The sequence below is a fragment of the Neptunomonas phycophila genome, from assembly GCF_001922575.1.
Classification (GTDB): Bacteria; Pseudomonadota; Gammaproteobacteria; order Pseudomonadales; family Balneatricaceae; genus Neptunomonas; species Neptunomonas phycophila.
The window spans coordinates 1,548,025-1,568,651 of the sequence record NZ_MRCI01000001.1; the positions used below are offsets into that span (position 1 = coordinate 1,548,025).

Genomic DNA, 20,627 nt, shown 5'->3' on the forward strand with positions numbered 1-20,627 from the left:
GCATTGTTGTAGATTTCAATATGGCCTTATTATATGTAATACAATATTATATAAGAAAGAAAAGCTATATGAATCATATTCGGAGTACGCAATGACAACCTCTTTTAAACTAGTAGCAGGTGATGCATTTCCAACGATTAAAGCCAATCTGCTAGATGGATCGACTGTTCAATTAGGCCAAACGATAACTGAAGGCGCCACGTGGCACATGGTTGTGGTGTATCGTGGAAAGCATTGCCCGTTATGTACACGTTATTTAAACTTATTAGAAGAATATAAGACGAAGCTCGCTGATATCGGTGTCGATGTTATGGCGGTTTCTGCTGATTCAAAAGATCAATTAGAAGAACATATTCAGAAACTGAATGTTAGCTTCCCTATCGCGTACGGTTTAACCGAAGTCCAAATGAAACAGCTGGGGCTATATGTTTCGATGCCTCGGCATGAGCAAGAAACCGATCATAACTTTGCTGAGCCGGGTATGTTTATTATTAATGAAGCCGGAACGCTGCAGAGCGTTGATATATCAAATGCCCCATCATTACGTCCTGAATTAGAAATTGTGGTTCATGGATTAACGTTTGTGAGAAGCCAAGAAACTTACCCAATACGCGGCACTGTCGAGTATTAATACAGCAAACATTGTGGTGCTTATTTGAGTGATAATAAGCACCACTCCTTTCACAAATAATCATTTGTCCGACATTCTGCTATACAGCTGAGTATTCTTGGATCGCGCTCTCTGCTCGCTAGGCAAACCATAGAGATATTCTGCTTAATATCTTCTAACCCCTTGAGTTTTATAAGCTTAATCTTATTTTCAAAGACCGACTCTACACGCCGCGGCAAAATAGCGTACCCCATTCCGGCACTAACCATACTAATGAGTGAGAATATATCAGTAACTTGCATCACAACATTGGGCTGAAACCCCGCTCTATCAAACGCTAAGAGGCTATCTCTGTGGGTCGCAAATTGTTGTGTTAGCGTCACGAATGTTTCGTCTTTTAATGAGGTTAAGTCAACATCCTCTGCGCTGGCTAACTCACTATCAGCAGGTACGGCGAGGAGAACATCGTCACTAAAAAGCGGAAGCGAGATGTAATCTGGGTTATTAAATTGCTGTTCTAAAGAAACCAGAATAACATCTAGCTGTAAGTTATTGAGTTTATTGAATAAAACCGCATTGGAGTCTAATGTCAGTTGTATGTTTAGGTCTCCTTTCCTCAGCTTTAATCCGGCAATCAAACGGGGAACTGTGTTTAAGGTTAAGGAATACAGCGCGCCTAAATTAAATTCACTAGAAAATAAGCCGGCCGCTTCACGAGTAGATGCAACAGCTTCGTTGATATCAGCCATTATTTTTTCTGCTCGTTCTTCTAGCACCCGCGCTGAAGGTAAAGGGAGCAACAGACGGCCTTCTTGACGAAACAAAGGACACTTCAACCCTTCTTCCAACGAATGAATAGCACGATGGATGCTCACGGTACTCATGTTCAGATCCGCAGCGGCTTCGGATAAAGTCCCCGTTTTAATGAAAGCGAGAAAAATCTCGAGCTTTTTGAGTGTCAAAACATCGTCAAACATGGCTCTCTCTTTTTATTGTTATATATAGGGAGGTTTGATTATTACTCTAAGAGTAACGGTTTATCAACTTGCTTGATTGATGGGCAGCGTTAGGAGGATTACTTTTTAAGAAAAAATAATACAAAAAAAAGGATCGCATCATGAATGCCATCTCCAAACCGACTATTAATTGGTCAACGCGCCGAGACGAAAAACGCCGCCGAATGGACACTGTTTCATCCATCGTCAACGGCAAGATCATTCCTACTCAACAGATCAACACAGCCTTAGAAAGCCTAATCAAATCCGGTGATAAAGTCGTCTTAGAAGGTAATAACCAGAAACAAGCTGACTTTTTATCCCGCTCGCTATCCACTATTAATCCAGACGTTGTTAACCACTTGCATATGATTATGCCTAGTGTTGGACGTCCTGAGCACTTAGATTTATTCGAAAACGGCATTGCTCGTAAGTTGGATTTCTCTTTTTCTGGCCAGCAAAGTTTGCGTATTGGTCAACTCATGGAAGACGGTTTACTCGAAGTAGGCGCAATTCATACGTATATCGAGTTATACGCTCGATTGTATGTTGACCTCACACCCAGCGTTGCGTTGCTGGCAGGATTTAAAGCCGACCGAGCGGGCAACATCTATACGGGCCCCAGTACTGAAGATACGCCGGCATTGGTTGAGGCAACCACGTTTAGAGATGGAATTGTTATCGTACAGGTTAATGAAATTGTCGATGATGTAACAGACCTACCGCGTGTGGATATCCCCGCCTCTTGGGTGGATTATATTGTACAAGCCGATCAACCCTTCTTTATTGAGCCTTTGTTTACACGTGACCCGCGTTTAATTACAGACGTGCATGTGCTCATGGGTATGATGGCTATTCGTGGTATTTATGAACGCCACAATGTGCAGTCGCTTAACCATGGTATTGGCTTTAATACGGCCGCTATCGAGCTGCTACTACCTACTTACGGCGAAGCTCTGGGCTTAAAAGGCAAAATTTGCCGCAATTGGACGTTAAACCCTCACCCTACTCTTATCCCTGCTATTGAATCGGGATGGGTAGAAAGCGTTCATTGCTTTGGTACTGAACTGGGTATGGAAAACTATGTAGCAGCGAGGTCTGATGTTTTCTTTACGGGCCAAGATGGCTCGATGCGATCTAACCGAGCTTTTTGCCAACTGGCAGGCCAGTACGCTGTAGATATGTTTATCGGTTCCACACTGCAAGTTGATGGTGATGGCAACTCCTCTACCGTGACACGCGGACGATTAGCGGGTTTTGGCGGAGCGCCGAATATGGGACATGACCCTGGTGGCCGCCGTCATTCATCGCCTGCCTGGTTGGATATGCGAAGTGATGACCATCTGCTTACTAAGGGGCGTAAGCTCGTTGTTCAAATGGTTGAAACATTCCAGAACAGTACTAGCCCAACGTTGGTTGAGGAGCTGGATGCTTTAGCCATGGCACGTGATTATAAAATGCCACTTGCACCCGTCATGATTTATGCCAGTGATGTCACTCATGTACTCACTGAAGAAGGGATTGCTTATCTATACAAAGCCGAGTCGTTAGAACAGCGCCGCGCCATGATTGCTGCGGTTGCCGGTGTAACGCCTATAGGGCTAAAACGTGATCCAGAGGTAACGGCCAATTTACGAGCCGCTGGGTTGGTCGCCTACCCAGAAGACCTTGGGATCCGTCGCAGTGACGCCACACGAGACTTACTAGCAGCAAAAAGCATTGCAGAATTACAAGATTGGTCCGACGGGTTGTATCAACCACCAGCTAAGTTTAGGAGCTGGTAATGATGACAACTATTAATTCGCCTATTACACAACGTGATCAGAAACGGTTTTCGCTGAGATATCTCTCTCAATCCGTGACATGGGCGTTAGAACAAGAAGCACGGCTTAGCCCTAAACCTGCGCTAGTCGATAGCCGAGGCTCTGGGGCGCATAAAGATATGCACTTAGCACTCATGCTAGCTTCTGCTAACACATTAGAGCCTTATTTTTTGCGCATGGCCCAAACCGCTGCATTCGAATCAAACGATACAAAGTTGCGCACCCAAATAGGGTTAATTGGCCGCGAAGCAGAAAAAGCCATGCTGCAAACAACGCAAGGCGTGAATACTCACAGAGGAGCGATATGGGCATTGGGGCTTTTGATTGTGGCGGCCACAACACACGATACCACTATTGAGAGACTCCTTTCCCGAGCGGCCGCTATCGCCTCAATTGAAGACCCCGCATTAAAGACGACGCAGGCGTTAAGCAAAGGACAGCAAGCATGCCGCGAGTATCAAGTAGCCGGTGCTCGAGAACAAGCTCAACAAGGCTTTCCGCACATTCAACAACAGGCGTTGCCAACACTGTGGGAAAGTCGCGCGCGTGGTGATGCTGAATCATCCGCTCGACTTAATGCTTTATTGGCCATTATGGCCACACTGGATGATACCTGTGTGCTATCTCGGTCGGGCATCTCAGGCTTAGTCACTATGCAGACGGGGGCAGCTGAAGTACTCAATGCGGGTGGCTGCAATACTTTTACAGGCCGGCAAGCATTACGCCAACTAGAGCGCGAGCTTCTCGTGTTAAACGCCTCTGCAGGCGGGGCTGCTGATTTGCTAGCGGCCACCCTGTTTATAGACCGCTTATTTGTAAGCAGTACCTCTAATAATAAGTATCAACAGTAGGAGTCACGATGGAGACTTTATATTTTCAACGACCTGCTTCAGCGAGTCAGGTACAACCATCATTGGTTGGGTATGTTGGCTCGGGTGACTTAGAAGTCATGATAGAGCCAAGCCGCGGTGAATTTGCAGAAATTCATATTCAAACGTCTACCGCTGGCAGTGAAGTCCGTTGGCAACAGATCATTGACCAAATTACGCCTGTCATCCCATTACCCGCTATGCGCATGGATATACATGACTTTGCAGCCACGCCAGGCGTTATTCGCCTACGTATCGAACAAGCATTAGAGCAAGCCATGTCGTTAGGAGGTAGCCATCATGAATAGCACAATGACGACAAAAGACAGCAGTTTTATAGAACAAAGCGCTCGCCAGCGTGTAAAGAACGTGCTGGACGAAGGAACCATGCGTGAACTTATTAGCCCATTTGATCGAATAACGTCACCTTGGTTGGCTAAGCAAGGGATTGTCTCTCAGTTTGACGATGGTGTTGTTATAGCGCGAGGCACCATCAACGGAGAACAAACCGTTGTTGCAGCAATTGAAGGAAGCTTTCAGGGCGGCAGTTTAGGTGAAGTCAGTGGTGCAAAAATAGCGGGGGCGCTTGAGCTAGCGGTTGAAGAAAATGAAAACGGCAACCCAATGTCGGCTGTATTAATTCTAGAAACGGGGGGCGTTCGATTACAAGAAGCTAACTTAGGTTTGGCCGCTATTGCAGAAATTCAATCCGCCATTGTTGCCTTACGAAGACATCGACCGGTGGTTGCCTTAGTGACAGGCCCTGTGGGCTGCTTTGGCGGGATGTCGATCAGTGCCGCGTTGTGTAGCTACATCATCATGACACGCGAAGGTCGCTTAGGATTAAATGGCCCCCTAGTGATAGAACAAGAAGCCGGCATTGCCGAGTATAACGCGAGCGACCGCCCTTTTATTTGGAGTGTGATTGGTGGTAAGCAGCGGTTTGAAAGTGGCTTGGTGGATAGCTACATCAGCGATAGCCAAAGCAGCGCTCGCGAAGCTGTAGAGCAGTATTTAAATCAAGGTGTCCCCACAATACACCGAAGTGAAAAATACAGCGATTTGTTAGAAGCATTTTTACGCCTTGATACACAAGATCACATAGCGCCACATGATGCTCAGCAAGTGCTATTAGAAGGAGTGGCTAGCCATGAATAATTCTGTTCAGACAATACCTGAAATGAAAGTAATACATGATAACCCTTCCAGTCATCGAGGCGCGCAATGGTTTGCGTTGCTCAGCCATGGTTTTACCAAGCAAAACGCTATTGTTCCCTCCGTCCTTGTGGCAGACGGTGAGTATGAAAACCGTGCCTGTCGACTGATCGCAGTTGTGCCAGACCTTAACAATCATTTTCCTCGTGCTGTTAATGGCGAGGTTGGACTTTTAGAAGGCATGGCGCTCGCACGTGAAGTCAACGCCGTGGTAGAAGCCGATGCGCACTCTGAAACCAAACGGGCACTTGTTCTTATCGTGGATGTTCCCAGCCAAGCCTATGGCCGAAGAGAAGAAACATTAGGCATACATCAAGCATTGGCATCCGCTGTGAGTGCGTACGCTAATGCTCGTCAAAACGGCCATCCAATCATCGCCCTACTCGTCGGTAAAGCAATGTCAGGGGCGTATTTAGCGCATGGCTATCAAGCCAACCGCATCATAGCTTTATCGGATGAAGGAGTCATGGTGCATGCCATGGGTAAGGCCGCCGCCGCGCGCGTTACTCAGCGCACAGAAGCCGAGCTTGACCAGCTTGCCGCCGAAAACCCACCTATGGCTTACGATCTTAAAAGCTACGCGTCATTGGGGCTCATTGATAATCTCTTACAAGTTGAATCGGCTACCCAGCCAACACCAAGCGATAAACATAGTGTAGAGCAAGCCATAACGGACGCCCTTTTGGACATTAAACCTAAGGATACAGGTATATCTCGTCGGCTTAGTGGTGAGCATCGACAAGCATCGCGCCAGGTGAGAGATCTGTTAAAAGCGCAATGGACAGGAGCATAAGATGAGCTGGCATGCGCACGACCTAGTCTGGTTAACAAGCAAAGCTGAATTGATGCTTGCTGAAAACCATCAACCCATACCGGATTGGGTACTTACAAGTACCGGCCCTGTTGTGGTTCGTCGTGCGATGCCCATAGTTAAACAGAGTATTAAATACATTCCTGTAGGAGTACGCGGAGGCTGTAAAGCAGAACGTTGTGCCGCTTATGTAGCAACACATCACATCTTACAATCTATCAGCCCATACGAGATTGTAAAACGTAAGCTCTGGGCTAATCACCCACTGACAAGAGAACATTCGGTTTTTAAAACGTTGGATTCATTAACACCACATCTTGAATCGCTCGGTCGTCCATGGGGGATCACCGGAAGCTGTGGCTACGAGCTAGCGACAGGTATCCCGCAACTAACGCCACGTAGCGATCTTGATTTAATTATCGATGGGCAAACATTGTGGTCTAAAGCTGATGCGTCACGTTGGTTAGCGTCTTGGAACGTAAAGGGTTGTCGCTTGGATATACAGTTAGAAACCCCAATGGGGGCCGTTGCATTGGCTGAGTGGGCCTTACGTGATAATCACGTGTTGGTAAAAAGTAATCATGGCCCCTCCCTCGTTAGCGACCCGTGGGGCTTAGCCAAGGAGAGCGCATAAATGTTAACGGCATTTACTTTTCCGGGGCAAGGCTCACAGTTTCCCGGTATGTTAAGGGAGAACCTACCCGATGACCCAACCACACACAGCTACTTGAGTCATGCAGAAAGCGCTTTAGGCCAAACCATAACAAATATTGACTCCGAAAGAGCCTTAAAAGAAACCGTTAATGTTCAATTGGCATTACTTATTAGCGGAGTTATTTGGGGTAAATACCTAATGGATAAAGGGTGCGTACCGGATTATGTCATGGGGTTATCCGTGGGCGCTTATCCTGCGGCGGTCCTTGCTGGTTGCTTGTCATTTGAAGATGCTCTTCAATTGGTATCCTTACGAGGTCGATTAATGCAGACTGCTTTCCCGCAAGACTACGGAATGCTAGCGCTGCTTAATGTAAATCGCACGGTAGTAGAATCCGTGTTAGAACAACAGGTGATAGAGGGTAAGCGCGTTTATTTAGCGAACATTAACGCCGAAAACCAGTTTGTTCTGGCCGGTTATAAACCTGCCCTATTGGAGACCGCCGCCATCATCAAATCGAAAACCCGATGTACTTCTCGCTTATTAGAAGTTGCGGTTCCGTCCCATTGCTCCTTATTAAAAGACCAATCAGAGTACTTGTTGAGCAAATTAGAAAAAACAATAATCAAGCGTCCTAAAATCCGCTACATTAGCGCATCAAAATCAAGGTTAATCAATAATATAGACGATATTCGTAAAGACCTTTCTCACAACATGGCAAACCAAGCACATTGGCATGATAGCAGCCAATTGTTGCTGGAGCGTGGTGTGGGACGGGTTGTTGAAATACCACCCGGTTCGACACTAACAGGTCTATGCCGCCGGGTATTTACTCAAGGGCAATGCTTTGCTGCTCAAAGCACGCGCCTCGACACTTTGCTTTATCAGCACCTATAAATCTTTCAACTTAATCTATATGCCTACTTGAGGAGATTAAACACTAAAAACCACTCGCATTAACAACACAAAATTATACAGCCAGAAATAATAGAAATAACAACTGGAGAAAAATTATGATCATCTACGGAGTTGCTCTGCTGTCCGTTTGCACCTTAACGGGCATCGCTATTGGGCAAATGTTAGGCAAACTAATTGGCGTCCCTGCCAATGTCGGAGGTGTAGGTATTGCAATGATCCTACTTATCTTAGCCGGTACATATCTTAAAAAGCGCGACTTACTCAACATAAAAACTGAGCAAGGCGTCGAGTTTTGGAGTGCCATTTATATCCCAATCGTTGTTGCTATGGCGGCAAAGCAAAATGTAATGGGTGCCCTAACTGGCGGACCTATGGCAATTACAGCCGGTATTTTTGCGGTTGTTTGTGGATTTTTGTTAGTACCGGTATTGAGCCGAATCGGGAACGACGAAAGCTCTAAGACAACAAAGGCCGTTTCAGTAGAAACGCCATCGACTACAACCTCTAGCTCTGTGCGGTGATCATTATGTACGAATCTTTATTAGTAGTAAGTAATAAATACAGCTTGGTCATGGGTTTTGCCGTTATTGGATTAACCATGTGGTTATCTTATTGGGTGTCAGGCCGCTTTACTAAAGGCCGTGTTCATGGCTCAGCTATCGCTATCATGCTAGGGTTATTTTTAGCCTATTTAGGCGGTGTATTTACCGGTGGTGAAAAAGGAATTGTCGATCTTCCTTTGTTATCGGGTATTGGCATTTTAGGCGGCTCCATGTTACGAGACTTTGCTATTGTGGCAACTGGCTTTGGTGTGGATATTGATGAGCTGAAACGCGCAGGTAAAGCGGGGGTTATTGCGTTATTTATGGGGATTTTTTCATCCTTCATAGCAGGTGTTTCCATCGCATTAGCATTTGGATACACCGATGCAGTGAGCTTAACCACTATAGGAGCGGGTGCTGTAACTTACATTGTTGGACCCGTAACCGGGGCTGCTATTGGTGCTAGCTCAGAAGTCATGGCCTTGTCGATTGCCGCAGGCTTGGTTAAGTCGATTTTAGTGATGATATTGACACCTTTTGTTGCGCCATACATTGGTCTAAATAACTCACGCTCAGCCGTTATATTTGGTGGATTAATGGGAACGTCCAGTGGTGTCGCCGCAGGTTTAGCAGCTACCGACCCTAAACTCGTCCCTTACGGCTGCTTAACCGCTGCTTTTTATACTGCACTTGGCTGCCTACTAGGCCCATCGCTTCTGTTCATACTTATGCGCGGTATGTTTGCTTAAAAAATCACGCCTTCAGCCTCATTCTTGTCCTATAGTGGTTCGAATAAGGCCTTTTTATTTATATCAATGAGCATAAGAAAATTAGTAAACAAACTAAAATCCCATATATAAAAAAAGATTTTTACAAGATTTTATAGCTTCGTTAACACTGCAGTTGATATTTATATCCACTTCCACAAAAATCCAAGATATTGCCACCAAGTGGCTTGGTGGCAATATCTCATTTTTTTATAATTTTAATAGCTTCATCGATAGAAGGTTTGCCATCTAATATTAAATATTTTATGACACCATTTTTTGGGTCTACTGCGCTCCAGGATGTTTTCGATGAAGGGATAACCATGCAAAATTCTTTTGGCTTTTGAATTTTAGTTGGCGATCTAAGTGGTTGATAAGTAACAGTCGAACATAGGGAGTTTCCATTAGCACGCCAAACGCCTATATCAACTATGTCGCCGTTAGGGTTATAACCTCTGAATTCATAATTAGAATCGAATTGAAATAATGCTGGTGTAAATTTATTTGTAATTAGTATGGAATTCCCACTTAAAATTTCCTCTACATCTACTGATTTTTCTTTTATAGTCGGTTGTGAACTAGTTACAGTCGATAAAAATAATGTAGAAGTGATTATCGTAAATTTTACTAAATATTTCATGCAACCTCCAAGTCTGCTGTAAAGTAAATAGCACCAACGGCAACTTGTAGCCAGTCAGCAAGGTCTGTTATTTCTTCACGTACAAGTTCTTCTAACGCCTCTACATAACCCCCCCCTGATAAACCGTTAAATATATTGAAATCGGGATCGCCTAGATTAGAGCCGTAAGTTCCAAGTAATTTTCCGTTAGCATACACACTCATGTTTGTATGGCCTGTCAAACCGGAGAATTCATTAATTACAATCTCGTATTTATTCGATATAAATTCATTCCTTGAATATCAGTAAATGAAAATGATATGGATTCTTCTTTGCATTAGCAGCATATCTACTTATTAAGGATAATACAACCTTCTTATACTAAACACTCGCCATCAGTAAGACATCTATAACTACTCCGGCAAGGTTATTCGCAGTGGGCGCTAACGAGACAACCCCGGCTGCCTCCATGATAAACGCCGCTCTGCTGTGCCGGTAATGGCACTAAAATTGAGTATCACTAGGAACATAAAACTCAAGCTTAAAAGATAACCGCTTAATGACATTAGTTTGTGTAACCATGAGCCTAGGGAATGTGCTATCAATAGGCAGAAAAAAGGCGACCTAAACTAAGGAACATGCGATTAAGTCCCCAGTATTGATATACCTGTTCCATATCACTCATTCAGTATCGACCTTTATTATTGTTTTTATATTCAAAATCCAATAACACGCCAAACTAATCACGACTCCCCAGAATGCCGATGAAAGCCCGTAAACCGAGAGCCCTGATGCCGTGATGATAAAAGCGATCAGCGATACTTCTCGATGCGCAGCGTCCGCCATTGCGCCTGCAAGGTTGTTAGCGATGGGAGCTAATAGGGCTAACCCAGCGAGTACGGCAATGAATGCGGCGGGCAAGGCTGTAAAGAGTGACACGATCGTTCCTGCGAATACCGCGCCGGCTAAATAGAAAATACCGTTAAAAATACCCGATACGTACCGTTTACTTGGATCTTCGTGTGCGTCTTTTCCGGTGCAGATAGCAGCGGTTATGGCGGCTACAACGGTGCTTATTCCGCCTGTGAATGCCAATGGGATTGACACTAAACTGGTAAACGTAATGATTGGTTTGGCACTGACCTTGTACCCGGCTCCCTGTAGAATCGCCATGCCAGGTAGAAATTGCCCACTTAAACTGACCAACACAATCGGGAGTGCGACACTCAATACTGATGCTATGGTCCAATGCGGGGTAATCCATTGAGGATGCGCTAGCTCTAAGCCTACGTGAGATAGCGATGTACCTTCACTAAAAATAGCCAACACTATTCCAGCACCTAACAGACACACCAGTGTGTATTTAGTCAGCCAACGGCGAGCAACTACGTAGGACATTAGCATACCCAGCGTTAATACAGGCGTGGTTTCAATAGCCAGAAAGGCGCCTAGACTAAATTGGAAGAGTATGCCGGCCATCATACCCGCGGCTATGCCGGGTGGAATCAGTTTAACTAGGTAATCGAAGGCGCCACTGACACCAATAATCAGCTGGATAACGGCGGCTGTTACGTAAGCTGCGACCATTTCATTGAGTGATAAATCAGGGAACAAACCGACTAATAAAGCAGTACCGGGTGCCGACCATGCGGTCACCACCGGCACTCTTAAGACTGTACTGAGCACAATACTGGTAATGCCTGCCCCGATTGAAATACTCCATACCCATGACGTCATCATGTCATGGTCAATGCCCGCTTTGTTACCCGCCTGAAATACGATAGCTAACGGACCGGAATAGGAGACAAAGACAGCCAGCAACCCAGCCACTAAAGCAGAGACAGAAAAATCTTTAATTAACGTTGGCATATCTTCCTCCCGTTACATGTAAAAAAGCTCTGACGCATAAACGCCAGAGCTTTCGATAGGATAATAAATGGATATCTGACTCTTACTGAGCCGTGCTTCCACTGAATGATCCAAGACTATCTTTTTTAACGGGATTACGGCCTACAAAAGCAACCGCGATGGTAGCAATCGCTCCAGGGACAGCTAACGCAAGGAAGTTTATATGATGTGGTAATGCCATCGCCATTAATACACCGCCTAACATAGGCCCTAATAATGCGCCATTTCGCCCGATACCTGAAGCCCAGCCTAACCCTGTTGAACGAATGTTAGTCGGATAGTATTGAGCAACATAGGCGTAAAGTAGGATTTGCGAACCAATTGTTGTAGCTCCAGCTATTCCCATTAATAAGTATAAGACCCACATAGGGTTCTCATAACCTAGGGTGATGAGTGCCGTTGTACCAAGAATAAAGAAGCTGATAAGTACCGAACGTAATGAAAACTTATCGGCTAAACGCCCGCCCCCTACTGCACCAATAATAGCGCCAATATTAAGTACCATTAAGAACATAAGGCTAGAGCTTAAAGGGTAACCGGCCAATGACATGAGTTTGGGTAACCATGAACCTAACGCGTATACCATTAATAGGCAGCAAAAAAAGGCGATCCAAAACATCATGGTTGATAGCGCACGATTATCCCGAAATAATTCAGCTACCGAGGCTTTGCTGACGTGAGCAGCCGGAATGGTGAGTTCATCTGATTCGGCGATCTGGCGTTCTGGTGCAATCTTAACCAACACATGACGCGTTTGATCCTTGAGACCTTGCGACATCATAAAGCTTGCCGATTCGGGCAAAAACTTAATCATAAAAGGCACCAGCAACAACGGAATTACCGCTAAATAAAACATAACCTCCCAGCCATACGTTGGTACGATCCAAATCCCTAAGCCTGCGGACATCATGCCACCGACGGCATAGCCACTAAACATCAAAGCGACCATGGTGCTACGACGACGCTTTGGTGAGTATTCGCTCATTAACGAAACCACATTGGGCATGACACCACCGATGCCTAAACCCGCAATAAAGCGTAATATGCCAAATACCCAAGGATCTGTAGCAAAGCCATTGACGACTGTGGTTAAGCTAAAAAGAATAACGCAGGCTAAAATCGTTTTTTTACGTCCAACCTTATCAGACATCATGCCAAACCCAATGGCGCCAAACATCATGCCAAACAACGCACTGCTGCCTAGTAGCCCCGCTACGTATGGGTCGAGTTGCCATTGCTCCATTAGAATAGGAAGCACAACACCGTAAATGACTAAGTCGTAACCATCAAAAATGATAACCAAAGTACACCAAAAGAGTACTTTCCAGTGGAAAGGATTAAACGTTGCATTATCGATGACGTCTTGTACGTCGATTGTTTTCATTGATCTACCCTCTTATTTTTATTGTGAGCCAACCTTACTCAAGTCATTGCTCATGTAGATGTGTTCACGTGATTATTTTTGATTAGCCGAGATCGCCTCCTGCCACCGGTAAGATGGTGCCTGTGATGTAACTGGCAGCATCCGATGCCAGAAATAAAATAGGATCAACCTGCTCATCCAATGAACCATAGCGATGCATTAGGCTGTTACTGACTGTTTGATCAATTAGCGTCTGATACCAGGCAGCTTCTTGCTCTGTTTGAGGCTTCGCGTTTCTTGGCGTTAATCGTGGTGGTGCTTCAGTGCCACCCGGTGCTGTGGCATTAACACGAATATTGTGTTCGGCATATTCATAAGCCAAATTCACGGTCATCGCATTCACACCGCCTTTTGCGGCGCCATATGGCACACGCATCAGTCCCCGCGTTGCAACAGACGATACGTTAACAATCACACCTGCACCCTGTTCTAAAAATGCAGGTAGAACCGCTCGACAACCCCATAATGTGGGGAATAGCGAACGCTGGATTTCTTTTTGAATTTGCTCAGGTGTGTAATGCTCAAAAGGCTGCGCCCAGATGGTGCCCCCCACGTTATTAATGAGGATGTCGATGCGGCCAAAATGGGCGTTGGCTTTTTCCATAACTTGCTCTGCACCAACCCACGTTTCTAGGTCTGCCTGTAGTGCTAAAACGTCAATATCTAGCGCTTGCAGCTCCTTCGCAACATCGTGGATATAATCCGCAATATCAACGATAACCACTTTGGCTCCTTCGTCCCCAACCCGTTGCGCTACCCGCTTACCAATACCCTGAGCAGCACCCGTGACCACGACCACTTTATGACTAAAGCGTGACAAGCTCGTTGGATAAGACTTATCTACTGTGCTCATGCGACTTTTTCCTTTGTGCTCACCAGGCTTGGCGCAAACTTTTCGTAGTGAAATGAGTGAGGTTTGATAGTGTTATCACGGAAATAACCCAACACGGCATCGACCATTGGCGGTGGCCCACACAGATATACATCAGTCGCTTGATCTAAAGCTGCATCTTCCATGTGATGTGTTACATAACCTGTAAGCGGATGCTGACTTTCAGGGTTGGCTACAACTGTCTTGTAACTGAACGACGGGATAATGTCGGCAAATGCTTCTAATACCGCCAAACCGACAAGGTCATCTTCATTCGTTACACCATAGATAAGATGGATAGGATGCTCTACAGCTTGCACTTTTAGATATTCGAGCATTGCCAAAAAAGGTGCCAAGCCAGTGCCACCGGCTAACATGAGTACAGGACGCTCAACGGGTCTTAGATAAAAGCTACCCATAGGCCCATTTAATGAAAGCGAATCGCCAGTACGTGCTTTGCCGACTAACCAGGTACTCATCAAACCGCCTGATACATTGCGGATAAGAAAGCTTAATTGATCACTGCCGGGTTGAGAGCTAAACGAATAAGCACGCGTTTCTTGAGTACCAGGCACCTGAATATTCACGTACTGCCCTGCTAAAAACTCAACCGGTGATTGGGCTGTGATTTTGAGTTCAATAGCCGTTGGAGATACTAGATTCACTTCATCGACAACTGCAGTTAACTCGGTTGGTCCCGCTTTGCATAACGAGGAGGCAATCGGTATTTCAACAACACAGTCGCTAGCCGGCACCATTTGGCAAGTTAATACTTTTCCGGCTTCAAGCTCTTCGTCTGATAATGCGTCGTCAATGTATTCATCTCCAAGGTCAAACTTGCCTTGGTGGCATGCGCCTTTACAGGTTCCGCACACACCATCAGAGCAGTCCATGGGTAGGCGAATGTGAGCGCGATAAGCGGCATCTAGCACGGTTTCATCATCATTACAGGTAATGAAGCGCGTTACACCATCTTCAAAATTTAGGGCTATGTTGTACGGCATAATCATTCACTCCCTTGGGTTATAGGTGATACACATCAATCACTTGATTGATGTAGTCATTGTTCAGAACGACTTTTTTATGCGTGATAACAAACTGCTCGCCACTTGTAGCGATCGTGCAGAAATTGGTACCAAAAAACTGTGTCGTCTCTTTATAGCGATGGCTCAAGGTGTGCCAGTTGTAACGAACTTTCACCTCTGTATCGGATGCCGAGAGAACCTCTAGATTAGCGATAAAATGGGTGGTTCTCGGTTCTGGCATGCTGGCACCTGAGCGCTCTGTTTTGATGCGATATACACGGTCTTCTAACCCATCCCTATTCGGGTAATAGATTAATGAGATCTCGCTTTGAGGATTGTCGGTTAACTCATCACAATCGTCCCAGGCAGGCATCCAGTAAACGGCGTCTTCGCTGTAGCAGGTGAGCCATTCGTCCCACTGGCGATCATCTAACAAACGTACTTCGCGATAGATAAATGCACGGATATCTTGGTAGCTAGCATTCATGACACTTCTCCTACGTTCGATACGGCTATGAGTTGTTTGCGTTCATTTTTGATAGCGCGGGTCATTTCGTTGACCCAGTGAAGGTGATGATTAACGTACAGCCCTTCATCTTCCGGCTTTACACCGCTCAAAGTAGGTTTCATATCAATTTGATTGGCATGATCGTCTGGGCCATTGATCCAGTGTGCCGCGCCTCGGCTCATATCATTCCACTTCATACCGGACGCTTCGTAACCTTGTTGGCAAGCTCGGAACTCTTCCAAATCATCGGGGGTTCCCATGCCACTAACATTGAAAAAGTCTTCATATTGACGGATACGCTTAGCACGGAGTTCGGCGGGTTCGTTTTTAGGTGCGAAAGCAAAAATGGTCACTTCTGTTTTGTTAACATCAATCGGGCGAGTTACACGAATTTGTGTAGAAAACTGGTCCATTAAGTAAACGTTCGGGTACAAACACAAGTTTTTAGTGGTACGTACAATTGAGTCAGCTCGCGCTTCTCCAAAGGTTTTCTCTAATCGCTCTAGTTGGTTAAATATGGGGCGGGCTTCGGGGTTGAGTAACCGTGTCCAAAGCATCATGTGGCCATGTTCAAAAGAATAGAACCCCCCATCGGCAGACCATGAACGGGCATCGACCGCTTCTGTGCCGCCCTTTTCATAGTTGCGATGGCCCATTGTAGACAAGTAGTTCCAATGGACCGTTCCTACGTGATAGCCATCCGCACCATTTTCAGCGGTTAATTTCCAGTTGCCCTCGTAGGTGTAGGAAGATGTTCCACGCAATACTTCAATACCATCTTCCGACTGATCAACAATGTTATCGATGATTTTAGTGGTTTCACCAAGATGCTCGGATAGCGGAATAACGTCATCACTTAAGCTGCCAAATAAAAAACCACGATAGTTTTCAAAACGTGCCATTTTTTTGAGGTCATGCGAACCATCCGTGTTGAACTGTTCAGGATACCCACCCTTTTTCTGGTCCCTAGCTTTTTGAAATTTGCCATCGTTTTTGAACGACCACCCATGGAATGGGCAAGTGAATGAGGTTTTATTACCACGCTTACGACGGCATAAAGTTGCCCCCCGATGTGAGCACGTATTAAGAATGGCATTTAGCTCTCCGGACTTGTCGCGGGTAATAACAACAGGCTGGCGACCCACTGTGACGGTAAAGTAATCGCCTATTTCAGGGATTTGGCTTTCATGTGCTAAAAATACCCAGTTACCTTCGAAAATATATTTCATCTCTAAATCGAAGAGTTCTTTATCAGTAAAAACACTACGGTCACATTGGTAACGGCCCGTTTCCGGATGCGCAATGACTGCGCTGTTTACCTTGTCTTGTAGTTGATCTAATCGTTTAGTCATAACAGTCACTTACCCTCGATTTCGTGTCTGAGGTCTAGATTTAGGCCGACGTTAGCCAGGCCGTCTCTTTAGAGCCAGCAGACAGAAATCATCGTGTTCTATTGATTCGGCAAACTAATGCCGGAAGTTACTACCGAAAGTTATGCAGCGTCAGCTTCTAGCGCTCGTACTCGGGCATGACGCTCTTGTGCCGTTTCGTTTGGTGCGTTCAATAACGTGATATTGAATTCCAACTTTTTATAGTCGCCTTCAATATCCCAAGGGTTAGGGCTAGCAGAGACTGTTTTCGCTTCAACAACTAATTCATCCTTCGTTGCAAAGGCAAAGTCGTCGTATGTGTATTTATCACCTGCCACATTGATTTGCGATGTGAGATGACGAAACCCTGGCTTGGTCACAAAGAAGTGGATGTGTGCAGGGCGTTGGCCGTGGCGGCCTAAGTTATCAAGCAATAATTGAGTTGATCCATCGGGTGGGCAACCGTAACCAGACGGTAAGTAACTACGAACAGTATAGCGACCATCGGCTCCCGTTTTTATGCGACGACGTAAGTTGTAATCGCTTTGAGAGGGATCGAAGTACGAATAACGACCTTTTACATCGGCATGCCAAATATCAACTATGGCATCCTCGATCGGTTGACCTTGCTCATCAGTCACTACACCGGTGAAAATCATGGTTTCACCTTCAACGCTACCATCATCCATACGGGCAAAGCCTTCAGATAGCGGAGCGCCGGCGACATACAAGGGCCCTTCGATTGTCCGTGGAGTCCCGCCTGTTAGGCCCGCTTGTTCATCTTCGGCATCCATGCGGATATCGAGATAATGATCAAAGCCTAAGCCAGGTGCAAGTAGTGCAGCTTCACCGTTTTTACCTAAATCATTAATGTAATAAACCGCACTCCAAAACTCTTCTGGCGTGACATCAAAGTCTTCAATCGCTTGGTAAAGATCACGAACGACGCGGTGAACGATATGCTTAAACCGTTCGTCACCGCCCTCTTTATCCATACCGGCTACTTTTTTAAGCAGAGATTGTACTTGTGCAGTGTTCATTGTTTTAACTGACATGACGTTGGTCCTCATCTGTTGTTTTTGTTATATCGGATTTTTGTCTTAACTGATTGGGAATACCCGTTAAGGAGTAACTATTTACTTTTATTTTTTTTATATAAATATCTGTTATTAAAGCTTTTAACGATCATCTTCGTTTATTGAGGATGGGTGACGGCATAAGGGTGTCACTGCAATATCCATATAAGGAAACAAGGGAAGTCCTGTAATTATGTCGTGCAATTCAACATTACTGTCGACATCAAAAATACTAACGTTTTCGTAACTACCGCTGATACGCCATAAATGACGCCATTTACCTTGGCCTTGTAGATCTTGTGAATAGGCTTTTTCGCGAGCCTTGATATCGGCTACCATCGCCTCTGGCATATCAGTGGGTATATTCACTTTCATTTCGACTTTAAAAAGCATGTGAACTCCTTATTTTTATGTCTTTTGTGCTTTTTGCTCAGGACTATTTCCCGTCTATTTACGACGGTAAAATGCTAACTTGTCTTCATCGATCTCAACCCCTAAGCCGGGTGTCGTGGGAATCTCGACTCCGAAGTTTGAGTAGTTAAGCGGATTAACTACAATGTCGTCCTTCATCAACAAGGGGCCAAACATTTCGGTGCCTACATGCAATTTTTCAAGGGTTGACCATGCATGCAATGAAGCAACAGTACCGATGGTTCCCTCAAGCATGGTGCCGCCATAGAGGCCGATCCCAGATGCTTGCGCTACTGATGCCAGCTTGAGTGCACCGATAGGCCCTGCGGATTTAGCAATTTTCAGTGCATAAGATCCGCTAAACCCTGCTGCCGCGAGCTGAAAACCATCCGTTGCATCATTAATGGATTCGTCCGCTAAGATGGGAATAGTAAATTTTTGTGAAAGCCTTACTAGCGAAGCAAAATCTTTAGTTGGGGTTGGTTGCTCTACCCAGTCAATCCCTGCCGATTGCAGAGCTTGCATACCTTTAGTTGCGGTAGATTCATCCCAGGCTTGGTTGACATCAACGCGAATACTCACAGAATCTCCTAAAGCGGCTTTAATTGCAGCAACGTGCTTTACGTCCTCCATTACAGGGCGAGAGCCAATCTTTAACTTAAAGACACAATGACGTTTCGCTGCGATCATGGATTGAGCTTCATCGATATCTTTAGCGGTATCTCCGCTGGCTAGCACCCACAATACGGGAAGGTGCTGGTGAATCGCTCCACCAAGCAGTTGAGAAACCGATAAACCTTGTTGCTTACCCTTTAGATCAAGTAGTGCGGTTTCGATGGCTGATTTTGCCAAATGATTTGCACGAATATTGGCATTCAGCCTTACTTTCAAGGTATTGATATTATTGGAAGGCTGATTAAGTAACAGCGGGGCCAAATAACTATCGATAGTCAGCTTTATGCTTTCAGGGCTTTCTGGCCCATAACTTAAACCGCCAATCGTAGTTGCTTCTCCTAAGCCTTCAAGCCCGTTAGAATCTTTTATACGAACAATCACCATGGTTTGAACACCCATGGTTGTCATGGATAGCTTGTGTGGACGAATGGTAGGTATATCGACCAGAATAGCGTCTATTGAATGGATCGTTGTCGACATGAAAACTCCGTGACTTATTTTTTGTTCTTGTTTAGTCGATAAATTACGGACTTTTTGTAAGACTAACCAATATTGAATAAGTAGCGAGCAATACCTTGGAGGTATGGATGGAATTAAGACATTTACGATATTTTTGCGTTGTTGCCGAAGAGCTTAATTTAACCAGAGCCGCCGAAAAGTTATTCATCGCTCAGCCACCGCTAACACGCCAGATAAAACAGATCGAAGAAGAAATAGGCGCAGCGCTTTTTATACGAAAACCTCGAGGGTTAGAGCTAACCCAAGCGGGTTTGTACTTTAAAGATCAGGCGAGGCAAATACTGAATAAGGTGGATACCACGATTGTGGATACGCGGCGTATTGCGGAGCATGGAAAAACGGTGTTTTCCATTGGGTTTGTCCCCTCCATTTTCTACGGACAGCTACCCTTGATGGTCAGACGGCTTAGAAAGAATAAGAACTTAGAAATCATGCTTTACGAATTAAAAACACGCGAGCAAATCGATGCCCTTAAAACAGGGAAAATAGATATCGGTTTTGGCCGTCTGAGTATCGATGATCCAGATATAGAGCAAGAGCTGCTATTTAATGAGCCCGTACTAGCCGCTGTGCCTACCTCGCATGTGATTTCTAAATCGAACCCTACTATGGCGGCTTTATCTGAAGTCCCCATGATCACTTTTCCTGCCGGGAATGGGCCTAACTTTTCCGATATATCGCAGTCTCTTTTTCATAGCCGTGGTTTAAGCATTAATGTAGTACAGCAAGTCAATGATGTGCAAACCGCCTTATCGCTGGTGGCTTCTGAAATGGGGTTTACGTTAGTGCCTGATCAGGTAAAACGCTTAACCCGCGAAAACGTAAGCTTCGTTGAAATTACAGGAGACAGCATTTCTGTACCGGCTATTGCGTCTCGCCGCCGTGCTGAGGCACCTAACTCTGTAATGCGTTTAGCAAATACCATTTTGGCTGAACTGGTTGAAAATCGTTTAACTGGCAGGTATCCATAATGGGCGGGATGCGAGGCAATCAGTCAGCGTAATTTTACACACTCAC

General features: G+C 45.4%; 23 protein-coding genes. 11 read left to right on the forward strand and 12 right to left on the reverse strand.

Annotation, left to right across the window (positions count from 1 at the left end; all coding sequences use genetic code 11):
• The first annotated feature begins 91 nt into the window (after positions 1-91).
• Positions 92-631 (forward strand): redoxin domain-containing protein, encoded by a 540-nt coding sequence (locus BS617_RS07060; protein ID WP_075172140.1) that lies wholly within the window; start codon positions 92-94, stop codon positions 629-631.
• 50 nt (positions 632-681) lie between these two features.
• Here the strand turns inward: BS617_RS07060 and BS617_RS07065 are convergent, their stop codons facing one another.
• Positions 682-1,587 carry a LysR family transcriptional regulator gene (locus BS617_RS07065; RefSeq protein ID WP_075172141.1) on the reverse strand — a complete coding sequence of 302 codons (906 nt, stop codon included), beginning with the start codon at positions 1,585-1,587 and terminating at the stop codon, positions 682-684.
• A 140-nt stretch (positions 1,588-1,727) separates the two neighbouring features.
• Here BS617_RS07065 and mdcA point away from each other — a divergent pair, with 140 nt between their 5' ends.
• From mdcA to madM, 9 genes are all read left to right on the forward strand, one after another.
• Positions 1,728-3,389: a malonate decarboxylase subunit alpha gene (mdcA, locus tag BS617_RS07070; protein ID WP_075172142.1), complete on the forward strand. Its 1,662-nt coding sequence runs from the start codon at positions 1,728-1,730 to the stop codon at positions 3,387-3,389.
• The gene (locus BS617_RS07075; protein WP_212667414.1) at positions 3,389-4,279 is read left to right on the forward strand and encodes a triphosphoribosyl-dephospho-CoA synthase; all 891 of its coding nucleotides are present in this window, start codon (positions 3,389-3,391) and stop codon (positions 4,277-4,279) included. The genes mdcA and BS617_RS07075 overlap by 1 nt, the downstream gene beginning before the upstream one ends.
• Positions 4,280-4,287: 8 nt before the next feature.
• On the forward strand, positions 4,288-4,605 hold the full coding sequence (mdcC, locus tag BS617_RS07080) for a malonate decarboxylase acyl carrier protein (protein WP_075172143.1): 318 nt from the start codon (positions 4,288-4,290) through the stop codon (positions 4,603-4,605).
• Positions 4,598-5,455: a biotin-independent malonate decarboxylase subunit beta gene (locus BS617_RS07085; protein WP_075172144.1), complete on the forward strand. Its 858-nt coding sequence runs from the start codon at positions 4,598-4,600 to the stop codon at positions 5,453-5,455. The genes mdcC and BS617_RS07085 overlap by 8 nt, the downstream gene beginning before the upstream one ends.
• On the forward strand, positions 5,448-6,305 hold the full coding sequence (gene mdcE, locus BS617_RS07090; protein ID WP_075172145.1) for a biotin-independent malonate decarboxylase subunit gamma: 858 nt from the start codon (positions 5,448-5,450) through the stop codon (positions 6,303-6,305). Before BS617_RS07085 ends, mdcE begins: the two co-directional genes overlap by 8 nt.
• A 1-nt stretch (position 6,306) precedes the next feature.
• Positions 6,307-6,957, forward strand: coding sequence for a malonate decarboxylase holo-ACP synthase (locus BS617_RS07095; protein WP_075172146.1), 651 nt, complete (start codon positions 6,307-6,309; stop codon positions 6,955-6,957).
• Positions 6,958-7,875, forward strand: coding sequence for an ACP S-malonyltransferase (locus tag BS617_RS07100; RefSeq protein WP_075172147.1), 918 nt, complete (start codon positions 6,958-6,960; stop codon positions 7,873-7,875).
• Between the two features lie 116 nt (positions 7,876-7,991).
• Positions 7,992-8,417 (forward strand): malonate transporter subunit MadL, encoded by a 426-nt coding sequence (gene madL, locus BS617_RS07105; RefSeq protein ID WP_075172148.1) that lies wholly within the window; start codon positions 7,992-7,994, stop codon positions 8,415-8,417.
• Between the two features lie 5 nt (positions 8,418-8,422).
• Positions 8,423-9,187: a malonate transporter subunit MadM gene (madM, locus tag BS617_RS07110; RefSeq protein ID WP_075172149.1), complete on the forward strand. Its 765-nt coding sequence runs from the start codon at positions 8,423-8,425 to the stop codon at positions 9,185-9,187.
• 220 nt (positions 9,188-9,407) lie between these two features.
• Here madM and BS617_RS07115 read toward each other — a convergent pair whose 3' ends face one another.
• The 11 genes from BS617_RS07115 to BS617_RS07165 all read right to left on the reverse strand — a co-directional run bounded on the left by BS617_RS07115 (position 9,408) and on the right by BS617_RS07165 (position 19,571).
• Positions 9,408-9,845 carry a hypothetical protein gene (locus BS617_RS07115; RefSeq protein ID WP_075172150.1) on the reverse strand — a complete coding sequence of 146 codons (438 nt, stop codon included), beginning with the start codon at positions 9,843-9,845 and terminating at the stop codon, positions 9,408-9,410.
• Positions 9,842-10,048 carry a hypothetical protein gene (locus BS617_RS07120; protein WP_075172151.1) on the reverse strand — a complete coding sequence of 69 codons (207 nt, stop codon included), beginning with the start codon at positions 10,046-10,048 and terminating at the stop codon, positions 9,842-9,844. The genes BS617_RS07115 and BS617_RS07120 overlap by 4 nt, the downstream gene beginning before the upstream one ends.
• Positions 10,049-10,505: 457 nt before the next feature.
• Complete coding sequence (locus BS617_RS07125; protein WP_075172152.1) at positions 10,506-11,693, reverse strand: benzoate/H(+) symporter BenE family transporter; 1,188 nt, start codon at positions 11,691-11,693, stop codon at positions 10,506-10,508.
• An 82-nt stretch (positions 11,694-11,775) separates the two neighbouring features.
• Entirely contained in the window at positions 11,776-13,116 is a 1,341-nt protein-coding gene (locus tag BS617_RS07130; protein ID WP_075172153.1) for an MFS transporter, read from the reverse strand.
• An 82-nt stretch (positions 13,117-13,198) separates the two neighbouring features.
• Positions 13,199-14,008 carry a benzoate diol dehydrogenase BenD gene (gene benD, locus BS617_RS07135; protein ID WP_075172154.1) on the reverse strand — a complete coding sequence of 270 codons (810 nt, stop codon included), beginning with the start codon at positions 14,006-14,008 and terminating at the stop codon, positions 13,199-13,201.
• Positions 14,005-15,030: a benzoate 1,2-dioxygenase electron transfer component BenC gene (gene benC / locus BS617_RS07140; protein ID WP_075173480.1), complete on the reverse strand. Its 1,026-nt coding sequence runs from the start codon at positions 15,028-15,030 to the stop codon at positions 14,005-14,007. The genes benD and benC overlap by 4 nt, the downstream gene beginning before the upstream one ends.
• A gap of 19 nt (positions 15,031-15,049) precedes the next feature.
• The gene (gene benB / locus BS617_RS07145; RefSeq protein ID WP_075172155.1) at positions 15,050-15,538 is read right to left on the reverse strand and encodes a benzoate 1,2-dioxygenase small subunit; all 489 of its coding nucleotides are present in this window, start codon (positions 15,536-15,538) and stop codon (positions 15,050-15,052) included.
• The gene (locus BS617_RS07150) at positions 15,535-16,911 is read right to left on the reverse strand and encodes a Rieske 2Fe-2S domain-containing protein (RefSeq protein ID WP_075172156.1); all 1,377 of its coding nucleotides are present in this window, start codon (positions 16,909-16,911) and stop codon (positions 15,535-15,537) included. The genes benB and BS617_RS07150 overlap by 4 nt, the downstream gene beginning before the upstream one ends.
• Positions 16,912-17,051: 140 nt before the next feature.
• The gene (gene catA / locus BS617_RS07155) at positions 17,052-17,984 is read right to left on the reverse strand and encodes a catechol 1,2-dioxygenase (RefSeq protein WP_075172157.1); all 933 of its coding nucleotides are present in this window, start codon (positions 17,982-17,984) and stop codon (positions 17,052-17,054) included.
• A 123-nt stretch (positions 17,985-18,107) separates the two neighbouring features.
• Positions 18,108-18,398 (reverse strand): muconolactone Delta-isomerase, encoded by a 291-nt coding sequence (gene catC, locus BS617_RS07160; protein ID WP_075172158.1) that lies wholly within the window; start codon positions 18,396-18,398, stop codon positions 18,108-18,110.
• Between the two features lie 54 nt (positions 18,399-18,452).
• Positions 18,453-19,571, reverse strand: coding sequence for a muconate/chloromuconate family cycloisomerase (locus BS617_RS07165; protein ID WP_075172159.1), 1,119 nt, complete (start codon positions 19,569-19,571; stop codon positions 18,453-18,455).
• Between the two features lie 107 nt (positions 19,572-19,678).
• On the opposite strand from BS617_RS07165, the gene BS617_RS07170 reads away from it, so the two are divergent.
• On the forward strand, positions 19,679-20,581 hold the full coding sequence (locus tag BS617_RS07170; protein WP_075172160.1) for a LysR family transcriptional regulator: 903 nt from the start codon (positions 19,679-19,681) through the stop codon (positions 20,579-20,581).
• Positions 20,582-20,627: the final 46 nt, after the last annotated feature.

What these genes read in the sequence shown, in the direction of transcription:
- BS617_RS07060 (WP_075172140.1), top strand. Translation starts at nt 92, where the DNA reads ATGACAACCTCTTTTAAACTAGTAGCAGGTGATGCATTTCCAACGATT.
- BS617_RS07065 (WP_075172141.1), bottom strand. Translation starts at nt 1,587, where the DNA reads ATGTTTGACGATGTTTTGACACTCAAAAAGCTCGAGATTTTTCTCGCT.
- mdcA (WP_075172142.1), top strand. Translation starts at nt 1,728, where the DNA reads ATGAATGCCATCTCCAAACCGACTATTAATTGGTCAACGCGCCGAGAC.
- BS617_RS07075 (WP_212667414.1), top strand. Translation starts at nt 3,389, where the DNA reads ATGATGACAACTATTAATTCGCCTATTACACAACGTGATCAGAAACGG.
- mdcC (WP_075172143.1), top strand. Translation starts at nt 4,288, where the DNA reads ATGGAGACTTTATATTTTCAACGACCTGCTTCAGCGAGTCAGGTACAA.
- BS617_RS07085 (WP_075172144.1), top strand. Translation starts at nt 4,598, where the DNA reads ATGAATAGCACAATGACGACAAAAGACAGCAGTTTTATAGAACAAAGC.
- mdcE (WP_075172145.1), top strand. Translation starts at nt 5,448, where the DNA reads ATGAATAATTCTGTTCAGACAATACCTGAAATGAAAGTAATACATGAT.
- BS617_RS07095 (WP_075172146.1), top strand. Translation starts at nt 6,307, where the DNA reads ATGAGCTGGCATGCGCACGACCTAGTCTGGTTAACAAGCAAAGCTGAA.
- BS617_RS07100 (WP_075172147.1), top strand. Translation starts at nt 6,958, where the DNA reads ATGTTAACGGCATTTACTTTTCCGGGGCAAGGCTCACAGTTTCCCGGT.
- madL (WP_075172148.1), top strand. Translation starts at nt 7,992, where the DNA reads ATGATCATCTACGGAGTTGCTCTGCTGTCCGTTTGCACCTTAACGGGC.
- madM (WP_075172149.1), top strand. Translation starts at nt 8,423, where the DNA reads ATGTACGAATCTTTATTAGTAGTAAGTAATAAATACAGCTTGGTCATG.
- BS617_RS07115 (WP_075172150.1), bottom strand. Translation starts at nt 9,845, where the DNA reads ATGAAATATTTAGTAAAATTTACGATAATCACTTCTACATTATTTTTA.
- BS617_RS07120 (WP_075172151.1), bottom strand. Translation starts at nt 10,048, where the DNA reads ATGAGTGTGTATGCTAACGGAAAATTACTTGGAACTTACGGCTCTAAT.
- BS617_RS07125 (WP_075172152.1), bottom strand. Translation starts at nt 11,693, where the DNA reads ATGCCAACGTTAATTAAAGATTTTTCTGTCTCTGCTTTAGTGGCTGGG.
- BS617_RS07130 (WP_075172153.1), bottom strand. Translation starts at nt 13,116, where the DNA reads ATGAAAACAATCGACGTACAAGACGTCATCGATAATGCAACGTTTAAT.
- benD (WP_075172154.1), bottom strand. Translation starts at nt 14,008, where the DNA reads ATGAGCACAGTAGATAAGTCTTATCCAACGAGCTTGTCACGCTTTAGT.
- benC (WP_075173480.1), bottom strand. Translation starts at nt 15,030, where the DNA reads ATGCCGTACAACATAGCCCTAAATTTTGAAGATGGTGTAACGCGCTTC.
- benB (WP_075172155.1), bottom strand. Translation starts at nt 15,538, where the DNA reads ATGAATGCTAGCTACCAAGATATCCGTGCATTTATCTATCGCGAAGTA.
- BS617_RS07150 (WP_075172156.1), bottom strand. Translation starts at nt 16,911, where the DNA reads ATGACTAAACGATTAGATCAACTACAAGACAAGGTAAACAGCGCAGTC.
- catA (WP_075172157.1), bottom strand. Translation starts at nt 17,984, where the DNA reads ATGTCAGTTAAAACAATGAACACTGCACAAGTACAATCTCTGCTTAAA.
- catC (WP_075172158.1), bottom strand. Translation starts at nt 18,398, where the DNA reads ATGCTTTTTAAAGTCGAAATGAAAGTGAATATACCCACTGATATGCCA.
- BS617_RS07165 (WP_075172159.1), bottom strand. Translation starts at nt 19,571, where the DNA reads ATGTCGACAACGATCCATTCAATAGACGCTATTCTGGTCGATATACCT.
- BS617_RS07170 (WP_075172160.1), top strand. Translation starts at nt 19,679, where the DNA reads ATGGAATTAAGACATTTACGATATTTTTGCGTTGTTGCCGAAGAGCTT.